This is a genomic window from Rhizobium sp. 32-5/1 (assembly GCF_029537235.1).
Lineage (GTDB): Bacteria > Pseudomonadota > Alphaproteobacteria > Rhizobiales > Rhizobiaceae > Pararhizobium.
The window spans coordinates 3,620,096-3,640,929 of record NZ_CP120638.1; the positions used below are offsets into that span (position 1 = coordinate 3,620,096).

Annotated in this window: 16 protein-coding genes and 5 pseudogenes; 8 read left to right on the top strand and 13 right to left on the bottom strand. The window is 60.3% G+C overall.

The window, feature by feature from the left end; translation table 11 throughout:
- Positions 1–66 precede the first annotated feature (66 nt).
- Positions 67–1,503 carry a ribosome biogenesis GTPase Der gene (der, locus tag P6U16_RS18200; protein ID WP_277701674.1) on the top strand — a complete coding sequence of 479 codons (1,437 nt, stop codon included), beginning with the start codon at positions 67–69 and terminating at the stop codon, positions 1,501–1,503.
- Between the two features lie 50 nt (positions 1,504–1,553).
- Here the strand turns inward: der and P6U16_RS18205 are convergent, their stop codons facing one another.
- From P6U16_RS18205 to P6U16_RS18215, 3 genes and pseudogenes are all read right to left on the bottom strand, one after another.
- On the bottom strand, positions 1,554–2,351 hold the full coding sequence (locus P6U16_RS18205; RefSeq protein ID WP_277701675.1) for a tetratricopeptide repeat protein: 798 nt from the start codon (positions 2,349–2,351) through the stop codon (positions 1,554–1,556).
- A 125-nt stretch (positions 2,352–2,476) separates the two neighbouring features.
- Positions 2,477–3,393: pseudogene (locus P6U16_RS18210) on the bottom strand (sugar kinase).
- A 14-nt stretch (positions 3,394–3,407) separates the two neighbouring features.
- Positions 3,408–3,701, bottom strand: a complete 294-nt coding sequence (locus P6U16_RS18215; RefSeq protein WP_277701676.1) for a hypothetical protein — start codon at positions 3,699–3,701, stop codon at positions 3,408–3,410.
- A 54-nt stretch (positions 3,702–3,755) separates the two neighbouring features.
- Between P6U16_RS18215 and P6U16_RS18220 the strand changes: the two are divergent.
- The 3 genes and pseudogenes from P6U16_RS18220 (at position 3,756) to P6U16_RS18230 (ending at position 6,010) form a co-directional block, all read left to right on the top strand.
- Positions 3,756–5,401, top strand: a pseudogene (locus P6U16_RS18220) (alpha-glucosidase).
- 56 nt (positions 5,402–5,457) lie between these two features.
- Positions 5,458–5,724, top strand: a complete 267-nt coding sequence (locus tag P6U16_RS18225) for a type II toxin-antitoxin system ParD family antitoxin (RefSeq protein WP_277701677.1) — start codon at positions 5,458–5,460, stop codon at positions 5,722–5,724.
- A complete protein-coding gene (locus P6U16_RS18230) occupies positions 5,714–6,010 on the top strand; it encodes a type II toxin-antitoxin system RelE/ParE family toxin (RefSeq protein WP_277701678.1) in 297 nt (98 codons plus the stop codon). The genes P6U16_RS18225 and P6U16_RS18230 overlap by 11 nt, the downstream gene beginning before the upstream one ends.
- Before the next feature lie 19 nt (positions 6,011–6,029).
- Here the strand turns inward: P6U16_RS18230 and ade are convergent.
- From ade to P6U16_RS18250, 4 genes and pseudogenes are all read right to left on the bottom strand, one after another.
- Positions 6,030–7,726, bottom strand: a pseudogene (gene ade / locus P6U16_RS18235) (adenine deaminase).
- Positions 7,727–7,818: 92 nt separating this feature from the next.
- Positions 7,819–8,547 carry an alpha/beta hydrolase-fold protein gene (locus tag P6U16_RS18240; protein WP_277701679.1) on the bottom strand — a complete coding sequence of 243 codons (729 nt, stop codon included), beginning with the start codon at positions 8,545–8,547 and terminating at the stop codon, positions 7,819–7,821.
- Positions 8,544–9,509 carry an acetylxylan esterase gene (locus tag P6U16_RS18245; protein ID WP_277701680.1) on the bottom strand — a complete coding sequence of 322 codons (966 nt, stop codon included), beginning with the start codon at positions 9,507–9,509 and terminating at the stop codon, positions 8,544–8,546. Before P6U16_RS18245 ends, P6U16_RS18240 begins: the two co-directional genes overlap by 4 nt.
- An 80-nt stretch (positions 9,510–9,589) precedes the next feature.
- A pseudogene (locus P6U16_RS18250) lies at positions 9,590–10,917 on the bottom strand (aspartate aminotransferase family protein).
- A 244-nt stretch (positions 10,918–11,161) separates the two neighbouring features.
- Between P6U16_RS18250 and P6U16_RS18255 the strand changes: the two are divergent.
- From P6U16_RS18255 to P6U16_RS18265, 3 genes are read left to right on the top strand one after another with little or no spacing between them, the layout of a single operon-like run.
- Positions 11,162–12,091 carry a cellulase N-terminal Ig-like domain-containing protein gene (locus P6U16_RS18255; protein WP_277701681.1) on the top strand — a complete coding sequence of 310 codons (930 nt, stop codon included), beginning with the start codon at positions 11,162–11,164 and terminating at the stop codon, positions 12,089–12,091.
- 29 nt (positions 12,092–12,120) lie between these two features.
- Complete coding sequence (locus tag P6U16_RS18260) at positions 12,121–13,446, top strand: glycoside hydrolase family 9 protein (protein ID WP_277701682.1); 1,326 nt, start codon at positions 12,121–12,123, stop codon at positions 13,444–13,446.
- Positions 13,443–14,585, top strand: coding sequence for a Gfo/Idh/MocA family oxidoreductase (locus tag P6U16_RS18265; RefSeq protein ID WP_277701683.1), 1,143 nt, complete (start codon positions 13,443–13,445; stop codon positions 14,583–14,585). Before P6U16_RS18260 ends, P6U16_RS18265 begins: the two co-directional genes overlap by 4 nt.
- On the opposite strand, the gene P6U16_RS18270 is transcribed toward P6U16_RS18265, so the two are convergent.
- The 6 genes and pseudogenes from P6U16_RS18270 to P6U16_RS18295 form a co-directional block, all read right to left on the bottom strand.
- On the bottom strand, positions 14,580–15,644 hold the full coding sequence (locus P6U16_RS18270; RefSeq protein ID WP_277701684.1) for a Gfo/Idh/MocA family oxidoreductase: 1,065 nt from the start codon (positions 15,642–15,644) through the stop codon (positions 14,580–14,582). The genes P6U16_RS18265 and P6U16_RS18270 overlap by 6 nt on opposite strands.
- Positions 15,645–15,779: 135 nt before the next feature.
- Positions 15,780–16,115 (bottom strand): metalloregulator ArsR/SmtB family transcription factor, encoded by a 336-nt coding sequence (locus P6U16_RS18275; RefSeq protein WP_277701685.1) that lies wholly within the window; start codon positions 16,113–16,115, stop codon positions 15,780–15,782.
- Between the two features lie 56 nt (positions 16,116–16,171).
- Positions 16,172–16,976 (bottom strand): annotated as a pseudogene (locus P6U16_RS18280) (HugZ family protein).
- A gap of 72 nt (positions 16,977–17,048) precedes the next feature.
- Positions 17,049–18,098, bottom strand: coding sequence for a choline ABC transporter ATP-binding protein (choV, locus tag P6U16_RS18285; RefSeq protein WP_277701686.1), 1,050 nt, complete (start codon positions 18,096–18,098; stop codon positions 17,049–17,051).
- On the bottom strand, positions 18,095–18,946 hold the full coding sequence (gene choW / locus P6U16_RS18290; protein WP_277701687.1) for a choline ABC transporter permease subunit: 852 nt from the start codon (positions 18,944–18,946) through the stop codon (positions 18,095–18,097). Before choW ends, choV begins: the two co-directional genes overlap by 4 nt.
- A gap of 87 nt (positions 18,947–19,033) precedes the next feature.
- On the bottom strand, positions 19,034–19,990 hold the full coding sequence (locus tag P6U16_RS18295) for a choline ABC transporter substrate-binding protein (protein WP_277701688.1): 957 nt from the start codon (positions 19,988–19,990) through the stop codon (positions 19,034–19,036).
- A 242-nt stretch (positions 19,991–20,232) separates the two neighbouring features.
- Here P6U16_RS18295 and P6U16_RS18300 point away from each other — a divergent pair, with 242 nt between their 5' ends.
- Positions 20,233–20,814 carry a thymidine kinase gene (locus P6U16_RS18300; RefSeq protein ID WP_277701689.1) on the top strand — a complete coding sequence of 194 codons (582 nt, stop codon included), beginning with the start codon at positions 20,233–20,235 and terminating at the stop codon, positions 20,812–20,814.
- Positions 20,815–20,834 lie beyond the last annotated feature (20 nt).

Below are 20,834 nucleotides of genomic sequence, written 5' to 3' on the forward strand. Positions count from 1 at the left end.
AGAAAATTGGAACGACGCGTGTTCAGCCGAATGCGCGTCGTTCTCGAATGAAGACAGGATATCGAAATGAACTTCACCGTCGCCATCGTTGGGCGTCCCAATGTCGGCAAGTCCACGCTTTTCAACCGTCTGGTTGGCAAAAAGCTGGCGCTTGTCGACGATACGCCGGGCGTTACCCGTGACCGACGGCCGGGCGATGCCAAGCTCGTCGATCTGCGCTTCACCATCATCGATACCGCCGGTCTCGAGCAATCCGGGCCAGAAACCCTTCAGGGCCGGATGTGGCTACAGACGGAAGCGGCCATCGACGAGGCCGACCTGACGCTCTTCGTGGTCGATGCCAAATACGGGCTGACGCCGGCCGACGAGACGCTTGGCGAAATGCTGCGCCGTCGGGGCAAACCTGTGGTGCTGGTCGCCAACAAGTCCGAAGCCAAGGGCTCCGATGGCGGCTATTACGACGCCTTCACGCTGGGGCTCGGCGAGCCGGTGGCGATTTCGGCCGAACATGGCCAGGGCATGATCGACCTTCGCGATGCGATCGTCGAGGCGATCGGCGAGGATCGCGCCTTTCCGCCGGAAATTGATGAACCCGCCACCAATGTCGATATTCGCAACGGCGACGGCGAGGGCGATGACGTCGATGACGATTACGAGCCGGAATATGACGACACCAAGCCGTTGCGCGTGGCGATCATCGGCCGTCCGAACGCCGGCAAGTCGACGCTGATCAACCGTTTTCTCGGTGAAGATCGGCTGTTGACCGGCCCGGAGGCAGGCATTACCCGCGACAGTATCTCGGTCCAATGGGACTGGCGCGGCCGCACCATCAAGATGTTCGACACGGCCGGCATGCGCAAGAAGGCGCGCGTGCAGGAAAAGCTGGAAAAGCTCTCCGTTGCCGACAGCCTGCGCTCGATCCGCTTTGCCGAAACCGTTGTCATCGTCTTCGACGCGACCATTCCGTTCGAGAAGCAGGACCTGCAACTGGTCGATCTGATCATGCGCGAAGGCCGCGCTGCGGTGCTTGCCTTCAACAAATGGGATCTGGTCGAGAATACGCAGGCGTTTCTGGCTGATCTGCGCGAAAAGACCGAACGGCTTCTGCCACAGGCGCGCGGCATCCGTGCCGTGCCGATCTCCGGTCAGACCGGTTACGGGCTCGACCGCCTGATGCAGGCGATCATCGATACCGACAAGGTCTGGAACCGCCGTATCTCGACCGCCAAGCTGAACAAGTGGCTGGAGACCCAGCAGATCCAGCATCCGCCACCGGCGGTATCGGGGCGTCGCCTGAAGCTGAAATACATGACGCAGGTCAAGGCCCGCCCGCCGGGCTTCATGATTTCCTGCACGCGGCCGGAATCGGTGCCGGAGTCCTACATGCGCTACCTGACAAACGGGTTGCGCAACGATTTCGACCTGCCGGGTGTGCCGATCCGCATCCATATGAAGGCCTCGGACAATCCGTTCGAAAACCGCAAGAAGCGCAAGATTTATTGAGATTGACGGGAGCGGTAATGCGCTCCCGCTTTCATTTGCGCTGACGGTCTTCACTTCACTACGGCTTCCAGGCGCGTAACATCCGTCTGCGCCTCCGCATCGCCAAGGGTTACGGCGCGCTTATAGAGCGCAAGCGCTGCCTCGGTATCCGCCGGTACGCCTTCGCCGTTCTCATACATATAGCCAAGATTGACCATGGCATCGAGATTGCCGCGATCGACGGCGAGACGATAGTACTTCAGGGCTTCCACAGTGTTCTCCGGAACGAGCTTTCCCTCGTCATGGATGACGGCGATTTCGTAGGCGGCGGCGGCGTCGCCCTGGTCGGAGGATTTCTGGAACCACTCCAGCGCCTTCGTCACATCCACCGGCGTGCCGATAGCGTTCCGATAAGCAATGCCGAGGTTGTATTCACCGATCACGTGGCCCATTCGGGCTGCCTTTTCGTACCAGGCGAAGGCCTCGTCCGGCTTCTTGTCTTCCAGCACCACGCCCAGATTGACCATCGCCGCAGTGTAACCCGTCTTTGCCGCCTGCTCGAACAGGACAGCAGCTTCCGCCTCCTTGCCATCCTGCATGAGCACCCGGCCGAGCTGGAATGCCAGGCGTACATCGCCGGGGGCCTTGGCCTGGGCATCACGGCAGGCGGGCAGCGCCTTGGCGACATCTATTTGTCCCAGCGGGACACCGGCAAGGCCCGCCGGACGGTTCAGGTCGTAGTTGCTTGCGGCGAGCGTGTCGCAAAGACCACTGTTGTCTTCGGCCTTCGCTGCGGATGAAAGGGCGAGGGCGCCCGTTGCAATGCTTGCAAAAAGGACTGTCTTTACGGCAGAATTCAAGAAAGTCATGACGGGCTCCGATGGTCGCGTGCGAGCGGATTTGCTTCTGGCTTCCGTTGTGCCAGAGACAGTATGCCGAAGGAGTTCCGGAAGGAACAGGACTGAGTGGAGAGAGCTCGCGCGACGTCCGGATGTTATGTGGGCAGCAGCTTTTCGCGCTCAACGAGCGCGCCGTGATGGCCGATGACGCCGGCGGCAATGCCGGCTGCAAAGGCCGCGGCCTCTGCAGGATTTTTATGCTCGACATAGTGTGCGAGGAAGGCGCCATTGAAGCTGTCACCGGCGCTGGTGGTATCGACGACCTTTTCGACCACAGTTGCAGGAATGAAGCTCGGGGGCATGCCTTTGAAAGCGAGCGTGATCCCGTTCGGCCCATCCTTGACAACGATGTTGTCGACGCCGAGTGCGCCATAGCGGGCAATCGTCGTCTCGATACCGGCATCACCGAAATGCGTGGACTCGTCATCGAAGCTTGGCATCACCATGCTAGAGGCGCGGGCGCCCGAGGTGATGGTTTCCAGCATGCGCGAATTGTCGTCCCAGAGCCGCGGGCGGATGTTCGGATCGAAGACCACCGTCTTGCCCGAAGCCTTGGCGCGGCGCAGTTCCGACAGCAGGGTCTCGACAGCGTCCGGGGCAAGGATCGCCAGCGTGATGCCCGAGAAGACGATGACGTCAGAGGCTTCGATGGCGGCGCGCAGGCGATCCGGATCATCGGCCAGCGTCTTTGCGGCAGAGACCGAGCGCCAATAGGAAAAGCTGCGTTCGCCATCCTTCAGGTGGATCATGTAGAGACCGGGGCACGGCCCTCGATACGGCGGATATGGCTTGTTCCGACACCGGTGCTTTCAATGAAGGCGAGCATCTCGTCGGACACGGTATCGGTCCCGACGGCGGTGAAATAATTGACGGACCAGTCAGAAGGCAGGAACAGGCGCGCATAATAGGCGGTGTTGAAGCTGTCGCCGGCATAGCCCTTGCGCAACAGGTCACCCTCGGCCTGCATGAGTTCCACCATGCACTCGCCGATCGAAAGCATCCTGCCTGCCATGCGTTTTCCCCCTGCTAACGTCCCGTGAATGCCGAGATACGGTGGAGCAGGGCGTAAGGCAAGTGGATGACTGGGGTTTCGCGAACGGCGTGGGCGTCCGCCTTGCGTTTTCCCGGAATGTGTAGGCGGTACTGGTTTTCCAGCCGGTCCAGCTGCGCGCCAAGTCGCTCCTCGAAGGAAGGATCGAGCAGGGCCGGCGCGATGGCGATGACCAGCAGGGTCGCATGACTTTGCGGACATAGGGCAGCTTCAACCAAGCGCGGAGCGCCGTCAATTGCCGCAAACGACACGCCACGGCGTTTACTCAATGCTTCTCCACGGTTACATCTGTTCGCACTGTCCCTTCACGTCCGGAGCCTCCCATGAAAAATTCCTCGACGACGAACCCCGACTGGTGGCGTGGTGCGGTCATCTATCAGGTCTATCCGCGGTCGTTTCAGGATACCAAGGGCGATGGTCTGGGAGACCTTAAAGGGGTAACGCAGCGGCTGCCTTATATCGCTGCGCTCGGCGTCGATGCGATCTGGCTTTCGCCCTTTTTCACCTCGCCCATGGCTGACATGGGCTATGACGTTTCGGACTATTGCGACGTCGATCCGATGTTCGGAACGCTCGCCGATTTTGACGAGATGCTGAAGAAGGCGCATAAGCTCGGCCTCAAGATCATCATCGACCAGGTGATTTCCCACACCTCCGACCAGCATCCGTGGTTTAGAGAAAGCCGCGCGGACCGCACCAATCCCAAGGCCGACTGGTATGTCTGGGCGGATCCCAAGCCTGATGGTACGGCGCCCAACAACTGGATGTCGATTTTCGGTGGTCCGGCCTGGGAATGGGACGGCGTGCGCAAGCAATATTACATGCACAATTTCCTCGGCTCGCAGCCGGACCTCAACTTCCACAATCCGGATGTGCAGGATGCGCTGCTCGAGACCGTGCGCTTCTGGCTGGAGCGCGGCGTCGATGGTTTCCGGCTCGACACGGTAAACTTCTATTTCCACGACAAGGAACTGCGGGACAATCCGCCGCTGGTCTACGATCCAGATGCGATCGGCCTCGATGCGCCCGACGTCAACCCATATGGCATGCAGAACCACCTCTACGACAAGACCCAGCCGGAAAATATCGGTTTCCTCCAGCGCTTCCGCGCGCTGCTCGACGAATATGGCGACCGTGCCACCGTGGGCGAGGTGGGTGATGGCGCGCGTTCACTGAAGACGGTGGCGGCCTACACCAGCGGCGGCGACAAGCTGCACATGTGCTACACGTTCGACCTTCTCGGCCCGGACTTTACCGCCACCCATATCCGCCGCTGCGTCACAGCGTTCCACAATGCCGTGACGGATGGTTGGGTGTGCTGGGCGTTCTCCAACCACGATGTCATAAGGCATATCACGCGCTTCACCCAGATCGAAGACGAGCGCGAACGCGTTGCAAAGCTGGCGATATCCGTGCTTGCGACGTTGCGCGGATCGATCTGCCTGTATCAGGGCGAGGAACTGGCGCTACCGGAGGCGGACCTCGCTTTTGAAGATTTGCGCGACCCCTACGGCATCCGTTTCTGGCCCGCCTTCAAGGGCCGCGACGGGTGCCGCACACCGATGGTCTGGGAAAAGAAGGCGCCCAATGCGGGCTTCTCGACCGTAAAACCCTGGCTGCCGGTGCCGGATGTGCACAGGGGCTGGCGGCCGACATGCAGGAAAAGCTGCCGGATTCGGTGCTGGCCCACTATCGCGAGACACTCTCCTTTCGCAAGGCGCACGGGCCCTTGTTCGACGGAGCCATGACCTTCCTCGACACAAACGAGGACATTCTGGCCTTCACCCGCGAAAAGGCCGGCGAAAAGCTGCTCTTCGTCTTCAACCTGCATCGCGGCCCCCAGACCGTGCGCCTGCCCAAGGCCATGAAGATCGCGGAGACCGTCCCCATGCCGGGTTTTGCACCTGAGATGGAAGGCGGCGAGATCATGCTCGACGCGCTGGATGTGTTCTGCGGGCGGGTGGCTTGAAATCTCGCCAAGGCGATTATATCATTTTATGATATAATCCACATGAGGAGATTGGCGTGGCCTCCAGCTATACATTGGGTGCCCACTACGAGGGCTTTGTCCGTGAGCTACTGGCAAGCGGCAGGTATTCCAGCGCAAGCGAAATAATGCGTGATGGTCTGCGCGCCTTGGAGGAGCGCGAACAGGTCCGTGCGCTGAAACTAAAGGAATTGAAAGCCGCGATCGATGACGGTTTCGCGAGTGGTGAGGCCGAAGTCCTCGATATGGAAGCGATTAAATCGGAAGCACGCTCGTCGCTGACAAAACCTGCACATGGCGCTTGATATTCGTCATCGACCACGAGCAAAAGTCGATCTGGTCGATATCTGGCGGTATATCGCCGGAGATGATGACGCCGCAGCCGACCGCCTGCTGGATCGCGTTTATGCCACTCTGCGAATGCTTGCGGATCATCCAGAAGCCGGCCGTGCGAGGCCGGAACTTCATGAAAGCCTCCGAAGTTTTCCGGTCGGAAACTACATCATCTATTATGAGTGCACCCCAAACGCGCTGACCGTCATCCGCGTTTTGAGCGCGTTTCGGGACATATCCGACGAGATGGTGCGATAGGATATCGGCGGCCTGGAATTCACCCGATCAGCGCGAACTTATCAACGTCCACCAGTCCCATGTCTGATATCTTCAGGTGCGGGATGACCGGCAGCGGCAGGAAGGCGAGTTGCAGGAAGGGTTCCTGCAGCGTTGCGCCAAGGGCGAAGGCAGCTTGGCGCAGGTGGTGCAGCGTGTCGCGTACGCTCTCGTAAGGCTCAAGGCTCATGAGGCCGGCGACGGGGAGCGAGATTTCGCCGGTGACCTTGCCGTCCTCGACGACGACGAAACCGCCCTTGATCTGACCGAGGCGGTTGGCCGCGAGCGCCATGTCGTCCTCGTTGACGCCGACGACGCAGATATTGTGGCTGTCATGGCCGACGGTCGAGGCGATGGCGCCCTTCTTCAGACCAAAGCCCTGCACAAAGCCGTTGGCATGATTGCCGTTGATGCCGTGGCGCTCGATGACGGCGACCTTGATGATATCTCGTCCGAGATCGACGCCGGTCTGGTTGCCCTTGGCGGGAAGATGGAAGCGGCGGTGTTCGGTGATGATCTTGCCCGGCAGCACGCCGATGACGGAGGTTTCGTTTTCGGCATAGGGAACACCGAAATCGGCGGCATTGACATGGCCCGCCTTGACGCTGTCGAGGCCAACGGGGGCCACCGGTTTGCGGGTTGCAAACAGCGCGTCATCCACCCTTCGTCCGCCGGAAAACACCATCTGCGCCTTACAGCTTTCGAGGCTGTCGACAACGACGAGATCGGCGCGCCAGCCGGGGGCAACGAGGCCGCGGTCGCGCAGGCCGAAGGCGCGGGCAGCCGAGATCGAGGCCGCGCGGTAGACCGCCAGCGGCTCCACGCCGTTGGCGATCGCTTCGCGGATCATGTAATCGAGATGACCCTCTTCGGCGATATCGAGCGGATTGCGGTCGTCGGTGCAGAGCGCAAGGAACGGCGAGAGACGCTCGGTGAGAATCGGCATCAGCGCGTGTAGGTCCTTGGAGACCGAGCCTTCGCGCACGAGGATGTGCATGCCCTTGCGGATCTTTTCCAGCGCCTCGTCTGCCGTCGTGCATTCATGGTCGGTGCGGATGCCGGTTGAAAGATAGCCGTTGAGATCGAGCCCGCGCAGGAGCGGCGCGTGGCCATCTATATGGCCGTCCTGAAAGGCTTCCAGTTTGGCAAGGCAAATCGGATCCTTGTGGATCACGCCGGGAAAATTCATGAACTCCGCAAGGCCGATGACCTTTTCATGGTTGCGGAACGGCAGCAGCTTTTCGATCGGCAGCGAGGCGCCGGACGTCTCCAGATGCGTCGCCGGCACGCAGGACGACAATTGAACCCGGATGTCCATGATCGTTTCGCGGGCGCTGTCGAGGAAGAACTGGATGCCCTCGGTGCCGAGCACATTGGCGATTTCGTGCGGATCGCAGATTACGGTGGTGACGCCATAGGGCAGAACGCAGCGATCGAATTCATGCGGGGTGACAAGCGAGGATTCGATGTGCAGATGCGTATCGATGAAGCCCGGCACGACGATTTGGCCGGAAATATCGATCTCAGTGCGGCCCTCATAGGCGGCGCACGTTCCGACGATACGGTCGCCGCAGATGGCGATGTCGCTTTCCACGAGGTCGCCCGTCACGAGGTCAAAGAAGCGTCCCCCTTGAGAACGATGTCGGCCGGTTCGCGGCCGGTGCCCTGGTCGATGAGGTCGGGGAGAGTTGGACGCATGTCGGCTCCTATTCCAATTCGGAGCACCATAGCGGTGAGTGGGGTCTGAATGGAAGGCGCAAGTCCTTCAAACAGCCGGTCAATCTTGTGGATCAGATATACAGCGCCGCCATTTTGCGCCAGGCGGAGCCGCGGTGGGCGCGACCGTTCCAGCGGTGCAACTGATGGCGGACTCCGCGTTCTGCCAATAGACGGGTGAGGTAGATATTGTTGTCGAGGAACGGATCCGCGTCGCCGATCGTGAGCACGATATCGATTTCGCGCAACCGGTCCAGCCGCCAGTCGCTGTTCAGATTGGGCAGGAAATGGAGCGGCGTGTGGAAATAGATTTCCTCGTCGTAATAGCCCTGGAACAAGTCGCCGAAGCATTCCACCTGCATCGTCAGGTCGTAGCGGCCGGAAAAGGCAACGAGCTTGCGAAACAGGTGGGGATGGCGGAAGACGAGGCTGGCTGCCTGAAAGGCGCCGAGGCTGCAGCCCTGGACGATGGTGCAGCCATGCGGGTTTTTCTGCGCCATCAGCGGCAGAACCTCGTGCAGGATATAGTCTTCAAGCGCTGCGTGGCGACGGATGCGGGCGGCGGGATGGCGGTGGCCATCGTAAAAGCTTTCGTTGGCCAGACCCTCAATGCAGTAGAGTTGAAGGTGGCCGGCTTCGATCTTGTCGGTCAGGCTCGCGACCACGCCGAGTTGTTCATATTCCCAGAAGCGACCATCCCGAGTCGGAAACATCAGCACCTTCGAGCCGGCGTGGCCGAACACGAGAAGCTCCATGTCGCGATGGAGACGCGGACTGTACCAGCGGTGGTATTCCCGGTTCATGGTGCCCTGAAGAATTGCCCGACTTTCGCCATGTGCGCCTGATGCTGCGCTTCCTCACCAGCATACTCGACATGCCCGGCATCAAGGATGAAGATTTCATTAAATTTTGACTGCGGCAAAGCGTTGGCAATAGAAAACTGGCAGGGAGGTGCGACAGCCGGGTCGAACAGGGCAACAGCCGTTAGCATGGGCGTCCGGATTCGCGATGCCGCCGTCGCAGCATCAAAGAATTGCAGCGTCTCCAGCACGTCCGGATGCCGCTTCTGATAGGCCTGCACGGCTGCCGCGCTGCCGATGGTCGGAAGCGTCAGCCAGAGCGGTCTGTTGCCGAATGTCGGCACAACCAGATGGCCGCGGTCGATGCGGGCGTCGAAAGGCAGGGCGAGTGCACCGATACCGCCGCCAAAGCTGATGCCGCTATAGCCGATCTGGCCTTTAACCTGCGGAAAGCAGGTTTCCAGAGCGGAGACTGCCACCCAAAGGTCCTCGACACAGCCGCCGATGACATAGTCCTGTGGCTTGTCGATCTTGTTGAGCACATGCCAGCCCGCATCCGGCGATATCGAAGGGTGAGCACTACGCGACAGGCCGCGAAAACAGGGAAACAGTACGGCCGTTTCTTCGACGGGAATGTCAAAATCCGGCGCATCGCGTCCGCCATAGCCGTGACCGACGACGAGCCCGCGCCGAATGGTCCCCTCCCGCGGCAAAAGCAGCCAGCCGCCGATCGTGAAGCCACCGGTCGAGGTATAGGTGATATCGTGCACCCGCCATTTCGGGTGACCGAGCGCGCTTTCGCTGATCGCGGGTTTTGGATCGATTGTCTGCGCATGGGCATAACGGGCGGTCCAGAAGTCATCGAAACCGCATGGTGCCTCCGGTGGGGTGATCGCCAAAAGAGCGTCGAGGCCCATGCCATAGGTCGGATCGAAGTCGAAGGGATGATCGGTCGGTATGCTCACGGAATGCTCGTTTCATCACGAAAAAAGCCGTGAAACTGTCGAGTCTCACGGCCGGTTTTTGTCGTTTCAGATCGGCCAGATCAGGCGTTTGCCATCAGCACCTTCCGTATCCCGTCCACCAACTCATCGATCTGCGCCTCCGTGATGATCAGTGGTGGCGAAAGCGCGATGATGTCGCCGGTGGTGCGGATCAGGAAGCCGCTTTCATAGGCCTTGAGGAAGGCGGAGAAGGCCCGTTTAGTCGGTTCTCCGGCGATCGGTGCAAGCTCGATGGCGCCGATCAGGCCGATGTTTCTGATGTCGATGACATGCGGGCAATCGGCGAGCGAATGCAGCGCCTTTTCCCAATAGGGCGCCAGCGTGGCGGCGCGGGTGAGCAGGCCTTCGTCGCGATAGGTGTCGAGCGTGGCGATGGCTGCGGCCGAGGCGATCGGATTGCCGGAATAGGTGTAGCCGTGGAAGAATTCGATCATGTGTTCCGGACCGCTCATGAAGGCATCGTGGATCGCCGAGGTGACGAAGACGGCGCCCATCGGGATGACGCCGTTGGTCAGGCCCTTGGCGGTGACGATGATGTCAGGCATGACGTCGAAATATTGCGCGGCGAACGGCGTGCCGAGGCGGCCGTAGCCGGTGATGACTTCATCGAAAATCAACAGGATGCCGTGCTTCGTGCAGATGTCGCGCAGTTTCTGGAGGTAACCCTTTGGCGGGATCAGCACGCCGGTGGAGCCGGCGACCGGCTCGACGATGACGGCAGCAATGGTCGATGCGTCATGCAGGGTGACGATGCGCTCCAGCTCGGTGGCGATGTCACCGCCATGCTCCGGCTCGCCCTTGGTGAAGGCATTCTTGTCGGGCTGGTGGGTGTGCGGCATATGATCGACGCCCGTCAAAAGCGTGCCGAACATCTTGCGGTTGGAAACGATACCGCCGACCGAGATGCCGCCGAAATTGACGCCGTGATAGCCACGCTCGCGGCCGATCAGCCGGGTGCGCGAGCCGTCGCCCTTCACGCGGTGATAGGCAAGCGCCACCTTCAGCGCCGTATCGACCGATTCAGAACCGGAATTCGTATAGAGAACGTGGTTCATGCCCTCGGGCGCGATATCGACCAGCCTGTTGGCAAGCTCGAAGGCCTTGGGATGGCCGAGCTGGAAGGCAGGCGCATAGTCGAGTTCGCCCGCCTGCTCGGCAATAGCCTCGGTGATCAGCGGGCGGCAGTGGCCGGCATTCACGCACCAGAGGCCCGCCGTGCCGTCGAGCACGGTGCGCCCGTCATGGGTGGTGTAGTGCATGTCCTTCGCCTTGACGAACAGGCGCGGCTCTTTTTGAACTGGCGGTTGGCCGTAAACGGCATCCAGAAGGCGCGAAGGTCGTTTGGGGTGGCATTCAGGCGGTTCGACATCGAAACTGTTCTCCATGGCTCTTTTGTGATGCCCGGCGGCCAAGTCCAGGGGAATGGGGAATCTTTACCTGATGGTCAAACTAACAGGGGACCATGCAGCGTCAAGTGTTTGCGTGACCGTGGAAAAACCAGTCCCATCGGCGAGAGCGTCGGTTGATTTGCGGCAATTGATTTGTCGTCTTTCCCTAAGTTTAACCTGTTTGCCGCAGAGTGCCGGGAGATTTTCCCGCAACCGGGCAAGGACATGATGACCTCGCGCAAATTTCTGGCGGCTCTTGCGCTGCCTGCCTTGTTTTCCCCGCTCGCTTCGGCTCAGGCGGCCGAGATGATTGCCGACGGTGCCTTCGACAAGGGAAGCGATACCGTCTGGGCCAGCGGTGGCGTCAACCTGTCCCGCGAAGACGGCCAGCTGTGCGCCTCGATCCCCGCCGGCGGCCAAGCATGGGACCGCCTGATCGGCGTCAACGATCTGAGTTTCATTGCAGATACGCCCTATTTGTTTTCTGTCCGGCTTGAGAGCAGCGAACCCCGGAAAATCCCGGTGCTTGTGCAGCGCAACGAAGAGCCGTGGACGGCGCAAGCTAGTTTCAATGTTGCGTCCGATGCGACCCTGCAGGCGTTCTCGTCAGTATTCCGGGCCAAGGAAGGCAACTCCGCACAAGTCATCTTCCAGCTAGGCGGTGCACAGGCACCATGGCGCATGTGCCTCGATGTCTTGTCGGTGCGGGAGGCTTCAGCAGAAGAGATGGCGCAAGCCGAATCAAAACCGCAGATGCTTGTGCCTGACGATGCAAGTCCGCGGGTGAATCAGGCGGGCTATTTTGCTGATGGCCCGAAGCGTGCGACGGTTTTGAGCGAAGGGCAGGAGCCTCTGCCGTTCCAACTGGTTGATGCGGCCGAAACGGTCGTCGGCGAGGGCATGACCGAACCCATGGGCTTTGACGCTACCGTCGAAGCCGGCACGCAGGTTGCCGATTTTTCGAAGTTTCAGACGCCGGGTGAAGCCTACAAGTTGGTTGTCGGGGACAAGGCAAGCCAACCCTTTTCGATCGGCCATGACATCTATTCCAGGCTGCGCATTGATGCGCTTTCCTGGTTTTATCCGCAGCGCAGCGGCACCGAGATCAAAGGCGAGATCGCGGGGAGGCCTATGCGCGCCCGGCCGGCCATATAGGGCTTCGTCCCAATGATGGTGACACCAGCGTGCCCTGTCTCTCGGGCGAGGCTGCAACCACACTGTTTGGGGATTGGTCCTGCAGCTACCAGCTGGATGTTTCCGGCGGCTGGTACGATGCCGGCGACCAGGGGAAATATGTGGTGAATGGCGGTATTGCCGTTGCGCAATTGCTCGGCACTTTCGAGCGTGGTCTGGCCTTTGGCGGCGGTGCGTCTCCTGTCTTGAGCGATAGCCTGTCGCGTATTCCGGAAACCGGCAACGGGGTACCCGACCTTCTCGACGAGGCGCGCTGGGAGCTCGAATTTCTGATGAAGATGATGGTGCCGGACGGCCAGCCGCTGGCGGGCATGGTGCACCATAAGATGCATGACGCCGAGTGGACAGGCGTGCCGATGCTGCCGCATCTCGATCCGAAATTGCGCGTTCTGCATCGCCCATCGACGGCAGCGACCCTCAATCTGGCGGCAGCCGCTGCGCAAGGGGCCCGGTTGTTTTCAAGCTATGACGCCGCGTTTGCGGACCACCTTCTTGCCGCTTCCAAAAAGGCATGGCTTGCGGCGGCAGCCAACCAGGTCCTTTACGCGCCACAATCGGACGGCCTGCAGGGCGGTGGCGACTATTTCGACGACGACATCACCGACGAGACCTACTGGGCAGCCGCGGAGCTTTACCTCACCACCGGCGAGGCGCCGTATCTCACAGCGCTCAAGGCCTCGCCGCACTGGGCAGGCCCCGTTTTCTCGGCCATCGGCGCCTTCGACTGGCGCAGCACGGCCGGCCTCGCCCGTCTCGATCTCGCGCTTTACGGCGAGACGTTGCCTGAGGAGGAAAGGGCCATGATCCGCGACAGCGTCATTTCGGCGGCGCGGGAATTTCAGGCGCTGCAGGGCAGAGAGCCCTTCGGGCAAATCTATCGCCCCAACAACAACCGCTATGACTGGGGGTCCAACCAGCTCATCCTGCAAAACATGATCGTCTTGTCTGCGGCCTTCGATCTGACCGGCGAACGGTCGTTCCTGGGTGCGGTGCGCGAAAGCATGGATTATATTCTCGGGCGCAATGTCATGAACCTTTCCTATATCACCGGCTATGGCGCTGTCTGGTCGAAGAACCAGCACAGCCGCTGGTACGCCAACCAGGTGGACGACAGCCTGCCCAATCCGCCGGTGGGGTCGCTTGCCGGCGGGCCGAACTCGACGCTGGTCGATGATGTCGCCAAAGCGAAGCTGCAGGGCTGTGCGCCGCAGGCCTGTTATATCGACGACATCATGGCCTGGGGCACCAACGAGATCACCATCAACTGGAACGCACCGCTCGTCTATATCGCCTCTTTCCTGGCGGATGCGCGATGAGCGATAAGGCGAAGACAGGCATCGCCTTCATCGGCACGGGCTTCGTTGCCGACTACTACATGACGACGCTTGCCAACCACCCGGGCCTTGGGCTCGCGGGCGTATGGGATCGCGATGGCGCGCGGCTCAAACAGTTCTGCAGCTATTGGAACATCAGGGACTACGGATCTGAGGATGCCCTTCTTGCTGATGCCGGCGTGGATATCGTCGTCAACCTCACCGTTCCGGAAAGCCATTATGCGGTGAATAGGGCGGCCCTGATCGCCGGCAAGCATGTCTATTGCGAAAAGCCATTGGCGATGCAGGTGGAGCAGGCGCGCGAACTGGTCGATCTGGCAAGGGAGCGCGGATTGGTGCTTGCCGCAGCCCCCGCCAATGCGCTCAGCGATGCGCAGGCCCATTGTGCCGCAATCCTCTCCTCCGGCGCCATTGGCACGCCGCGGCTTGCCTATGCGGAAATGGAGGATGGTCCAGTCTTTCTCGATAACTGGCAGCAATGGCGCAGCCGGTCCGGCGCAAAATGGCCGGGTGTGCATGAATTCGAGATCGGCTGCACGCTTGAACATGCGGGCTATGGCATGAGCTGGCTGGTCTCGCTGTTCGGCCCGGTCAAGCATCTCGATGCGTTCTCGGCCCTGACGTTTCCGAACAAGGGGCCTGGAACCGAAGGGCTAACGCTCGCGCCGGATCTGTCCGTTGGTTGCCTGACCTTCGCATCCGGCCTGACGGCGCGCATCACCTGCGGCCTCGCCGCGCCACGCGACCGCTCGCTGACCATTATCGGCGACAAGGGAACAATTGTCGTGCGCGATCTCTGGGACAACCGGTCGCCGGTGCATCTTGAGCTTGCCGGCCAGAAGCGTCCCTTGTTGCATCGCGTGGTCGATCGCCTGGAACGGCAGATGCGGCGCAAGTTTCCGTTCCGACTAATGGCCGGGAAGGCCATCGCGTATCCAATGGCGCCTCGCAAAATCCAGTTGCCGGCCTATCCGTCGCAAATTGATTTTGTTCGCGGCATTGCAGCGCAGGCCGATGCAATCCGCGCCGGCCAGACGCCAATCTTTTCCGGCGAAACGGCCCTTCATCTCACCGACATCGTTCTGGCGTTGAACAGCGGCAAACGGAACTACAGTCTATGAAGCCGGTTGCGCGCGGATGGCTTCGATAATTTCCAGGGCTTCGATGCTGGCGCTCAGCGGCATGCGCGATTCTTCACGGGCGCCGGACCGGATCGCTCTGGTCGCTGCCGCGATCTCGAACTGCAGGCCGTTTCCGTCGAAAGCATGATCGAAGGTTTTCAAACCCGGCACAGGCAGGCGCCGGACGATCTTGCTCATGATGCTTGACAGCCGACCCGGTAGGGTTGGTGCTACAAGCCTTTGGGCAATGCGGTTTCTGGTCAAAAACACGCGGCTTGCCTTCAGGAACGGGGCCTCAAGGATCAGGGAACCGGTTTCTCCTGAAATGACCAAACGATTGCCGCCATTGCGATCGAATCCGCAGTCGAAAGCCGCATCGAAGCCGGCATAGTGCATTTTACCATGCGCGGACATATCGACGCCGGTGGAGGCTGCGGTCCATTGCCCGCTGACCATTTTGGGAGAGCCGAACAGCGTCAGCATCAGCGCAATGGGGTAGATGCCGAGATCGTAGAGTGCGCCACCGCCAAGCGCCTGCGAAAAGAACCGGCTGCCGGGATCGAAAGGCTTCTTGAAAGCCAGTTCGGCGGAAACACCGGTAATTCTGCCGATTACGCCGTTTTTCAGCAGGGTTCGGACATGGTCGATGGCCGGGAGATAGGCGGTCCACATGGCCTCCATGGCGAAGGTCTGCGTCGCGTAGGCGAGTGCCGCAAGTGCGCGCGCCTCATGCGAGGACGTCACCAGCGGCTTTTCGACGAGAACCGGTTTTCCCGCAGTCAGAAGGCTACGGGCCTGTTCATAATGGGCGACGTTGGTGGAGGCGATATAGACGGCATCGACGTCACGAGCCATCAGGGACGCATCGTCATAGGCGCGGATATCGGCAAAACGCGCGGAAAAATCGCGGGCTGTGGAAATGTGGCGCGAGCACACGGCAATGAGTTTAGCGCCCGCTACAAGCTGTATATCCTGCGCGAACACCGTCGCGATCGCGCCGGTCCCGATCAAGCCCCAGCGCAAGGGAAGATTTCTTGATGTTGCATCGTTGTGGATCATGGGGCCGATCCTGCACGGCAACTCTCAAAAGCGCGTAAACGGCAGCGCCAATTCGTTCAAACCTCCCCCGGATCAATGTCCGAGAGGTGATAGGACAACGGATACGGCGCTGCGGCACCGACCCTTCAGGGAAAGTCACGCTCGCAAACGTTGTGTCGTCGTGTCTGCCGTCTCTTCCGGATAGATGTCCTTAAGGGTCTCGAGAATCTTCAGAACGGCATCCGACGAGCTCGAATAATAGATCGTCTGCGCGTCGCGACGTGTCGTGACGAGGTTTTGGGCGCGCAGTTTCGAAAGATGCTGCGATAGTGCCGACTGGCTAAGACCGACCTGGTTCGCAAGCGCGCCCACAGCCATTTCCTCACGGACGAGCGATGTGAGAATCAGCAGTCGTTTGGGATTGGCCATGGCGGACAAGAATCCAGCGGCCACCTCTGCCTTGACGTGCGTCTGGGGAGAAATTGTTTGCATTCAAAGCTCCATGCGAAATTACATCACGCTTGGTTATGAGTGTGAAGTTGAGATAATTAGACGTGATGAATAAAAGGACAACCACCTACTGCAAAAAATCGGGGTAGGTGACGGCATTTAACCGTAAAGTTTTTTAAGAGCGGCCGCAATCCTGAAGTGTTTTGCAGGAGCACATCGAATTCCAGCCGTTTCAACTGATCGCCGCTTGCCAAATCGAGTCCGGCAGCGTCGATTCCGCAGATCAGCCACCTCTCTCCCTTGGCGCCACAATAGATCTCGCGCGTAGTGACTCGCCGCATCAGCATGATCGCTGTTCATGTGCGCGATCGCGCCTGCTTCGATCTCGGCTAGCTCTGCAACCGCTGGTGATTCGATCAGGAGGTCCGCGGCATCCATCAGGAAGGCCCGGCCGAAGCCGCCATTCATGCTGGCCTTGACAGGTACAAGCCGGAAAAAGCTGAAGTCTGGAAAATCGACGTAAAGCTGCGCCTTTGGATGACGCCGGATGAACCGTTGGCGAATGGAAGAATGCTCGGGGCCTTCCCGCTGAACCTTTTTCGCCAGGCATTGCACCGTCAACCGGGCATGGGCGAGGGGATCGCCCTTGCCAATGTCTCCTGTCAGCAGCGAGCATCGGGGATCGGCGACGAGCGCCTGCGTATGGGTAGACAGGGCCGAGACGAGGATGACCGGTGTTCCGTCGATATCCATTCCCAGCAGCACGCGGCTGACGAAGGGAAAGCCGTCGCTGTTCGGCTCGATCACCGCAAGGGCAGCACTTCGGGCTGAACGCAGCAGGATACGCGCCTGCTTGCGGGCCTGATCGTCGGTCTCCCTGATGACGGAAGGTTTGTCTGCCATGCTCTCACCTCCAACGCAGACGCCCGGAACGTTGAGATCCGGGCGCTCGATACTTCGTTTCAACAGATCTAGTCAGGGTCTGTTGCGGTGTCGCGTCAGACCTTCGACAATATTCTGGGCATTGATCGTGCCGACGATGGCACCGTTGTCAACCACCCCGATGCTGCCCGGTTGGCGCGACATGGCGTCGAGAATGTCGATCAGCGGTGTCGTCGGTTTGGCGGTCGCGGTGACGCCGGCAGCACTGTCGGTGCGGTTGATGCCCTGGCTCATGACGTCGAGCGCCGTCAGCATGGTGATCGGGTTCATATGCTGGACGAAATCCGCGACATACTGGTTGGCCGGGTTCTTGACGATATCCTGCGGCGTGCCGCACTGGATGATGCGGCCGCCTTCCATGATGGCGATGCGGTTGCCGATGCGGAAGGCTTCGTCGAGATCGTGGCTGACGAACAGGATGGTCTTCTTCAGGCGGCGCTGGAACTCCAGCAGTTCGTCCTGAAGCCGGGTGCGGATCAGCGGGTCGAGGGCCGAGAAGGGTTCGTCCATCAGGAGGATCGGTGCGCCGGTGGCAAAGGCCCGCGCCAAACCCACGCGCTGCTGCATGCCGCCCGAGAGTTCCTTGACCTGCCGGCCGGCCCACTTCGTCAGGTTGACGAGTTCGAGTTGCTCGGCAACCCGGTCCTTGCGCTCCTTGTCCGGTATCCCGGCCAGCTCCAGACCAAAGCCGACATTGTCCTCGACGGTGCGCCACGGCAGCAATGCGAACTGCTGGAACACCATCGAGACATCGTGCATGCGGAAATCGCGCAGTGATTTCGCGCTGGTTTTGTAAGGATTGATGTTTCCGTTGCGGGTCTTGACCTGAACTTCGCCGCGCACGACGGGAGCAAGCCCGTTGACGGCGCGCAGCAGCGTCGATTTGCCGGATCCGGACAGGCCCATAAGGACAAGGATTTCGCCTTCCTGGATTGCGAGCGATGCGTCGGCGACACCGAGAACTAAGCCCGTGGCCGCACCGATTTCGTCGCGGGTCTTGCCCTGATCGACCATGGCAATGGCCGCTTCCGGCCTGTTGCCGAAGATGATGTCGACATTCTTGAAAACGACGGCATCGGTCATGCGCCTTCTCCTTCGTCGGATGCGCGGAACAGGCGGTCGAGAATGATCGCCAGGATGACGATGCAGAGACCGGATTCGAAGCCCATGGCGATATTCACGGTATTGAGCGCGCGAACCACTGGGACGCCCAAGCCGGCCGCACCGACCAGCGCCGAGATAACCACCATCGACAGCGACAGCATGATTGTCTGCGTCAGGCCGGCCATGATCTGCGGCATGGCAAACGGCAGCTCGATCTTGCGCAGCACCTGCATCGGCGTGGCGCCGAAGGACTGGGCCGCTTCGACCAGCGATGGCGGTGTCGAGATGATCCCGAGGCGGGTGAGCCGGATCGGTGCAGGAATGGCGAAGATCACGGTCGCTATCAGGCCGGGGACCATGCCGAGACCGAAGAGTACGAGGGCCGGGATCAGATAGACGAAGGTCGGGATGGTCTGCATCAGGTCGAGGATCGGTCGCATGACGGCGTAGATCCAGGCCCGGCGGGCCGCCGCGATGCCAAGCGGGATGCCGACCGCCATGGAGACGAAGCTGGCGGCCAGCACAAGTGCCAGCGTCTCGGTCGTCGCCTTCCAATATCCAAGGTTGATGATCATGAGCAGGCCGAGAAGCGTAAACAGCGTCACGCCGATCGAGCGGCGGAACCAGTAGGACGCGGCGGTCACGATCGCCACGACGACCAGCGGATGGGGCGTTTGCAGAATCCAGAGGATGACATTCACCACGCCAGACAAAAGGGCGGAGAGGTTGTCGAAGAAGCCTTCGAAATTGGTCGTCAGCCAGGTGAAGAAATCCTTCGCCCAGCGGCCTATGGGGATGCGTCGTGAGGGGTCAGTGAGCCATTCCACGGATTGTTCGCCTGGTTCTCGAGATCAAGGATGGGAGCGGATGCGCGTGAAAAAGGCAGGGACTTTGCCCTGCCTCTTGTCGTTCGATCAGAGACCGAGAGCGGTCTTAACCGCCGGCAGGCCTTCGCCGCCATCCTTCGCGGTGACACCGGCGAGCCAGGGCTCGATGGCCGCCGGGTTGGCCTTGAGCCATTCCGTAGCTGCCGCTTCCGGATCGGCACCATCGTTCAGGATCTTGCCCATAATCTCGTTTTCCATGGGCAGCGAGAACTTGAGATTGGTGATGAACTTGCCGACGTTCGGGCATTCGGCGACGTAGCCTGCCCGTGTATTGGTGTAGACCGTCGCGCCACCATAGTTCGGACCGAATGTGGAATCGCCGCCGGTCAGATAGGTCAGCTTGAAGGACGAGTTCATCGGGTGCGGTTCCCAGCCGAGGAAGACGACCGGCTTTCCGTCCTTATCGGCACGCGCGACCTGCGCCAGCATGCCCTGTTCGGAGGATTCAACGACTTCGAGGCCGCCCATGCCCATCTCGTTCTTCTCGATCAACGTCATGACGAGCCGGTTGCCGTCATTGCCCGGCTCGATGCCGTAGATTTTGCCTTCCAGCGCGTCCTTGTGCTTGCCGATGTCGGAGAAGTCCTTGATGCCAAGGGCTGCGCCGGCGGCATTGGTCGCGAGCGTGTACTTGGCGCCTTCGAGGTTGACACCCGTCGCATCAACGCTCTTGTCGTCGAGATAGGGCTTCACATCTTTTTCCTGGGCGGGCATCCAGTTGCCGAGGAATACGTCGATGTCCTTGTTCTTCAGCGACTGGTAGGTAACCGGAACGGACAAGACCTTGACGTCCGTCTCATAGCCGAGGCCCTTGAGAAGCACGGATGCCGTCGCCGTCGTTGCCGTGATGTCGGTCCAGCCGACGTCGGAAAAACGAACGGTGCCACAGGCTTCCGGCTCGGCAGCGAAGGCCGGTACGGCCGAGATTGCGCTGACAGATACAGCAGCTGCAAGTGCGAATTTCAGTGAAAGAATGTTGGTCATGCTGATTATTCCCCTGTCTTTATCATTAGCCAATCATCAAATGTCCGCCAGTTCAAGCGTCTTTGATGTTGCCCGGAGTGTATTTGGACATTTGCCGGAGGCGGCTTCGTAAAGCGACGCGAAATGTCGCATTGCTTGCGTTTCACCTGCGTCCCTCAATTTTCTGTGTTTTTCGTCGTTGCGCTCTGGCCTTCCGCTCCCGCTCTCGTCAAGAACATTTGCAACATACAGGAGAGGACGCCATGGCAAAACTGTATTTCAGCTACGCCACGATGAACGCCGGAAAATCGACCATGCTCCTGCAGGCGTCGTACAATTATCGCGAGCGCGGCATGCGCACCGTCATCCTGATCGCGGCCTTCGACGATCGCGCCGGGACTGGGCGGGTGTCCTCGCGCATCGGCCTGGTCGAAGATGGCATCGCCTTCCACCACGGGGATGATCTCTACGCGTTGGTAGAGCGGCTCCATGCGGAAGAACCGATTGCCTGCGTTTTCGTCGATGAGGCCCAGTTTCTGGAGGCCGATCAGGTCTGGCAACTTGCGCGCGTTGCCGACCGGATCGGAATTCCGGTCATGGCCTATGGTTTGCGCACCGATTTTCAGGGTAAGCTCTTTCCCGGCTCCATGGCACTTTTGGCGATTGCCGACGAGATGCGCGAAGTCCGCACCGTCTGCCATTGCGGCCGCAAGGCAACCATGGTGGTGCGCCTTGACGGTGAAGGTGCCATCGTTCGCGAGGGCGCGCAGGTGGATGTTGGCGGCAATGACAAGTACGTGGTTTACTGCCGCCGTCACTGGGAAGACAAGATGAACGAGGCTTGAGGATAGCTATCGCTTTTCGC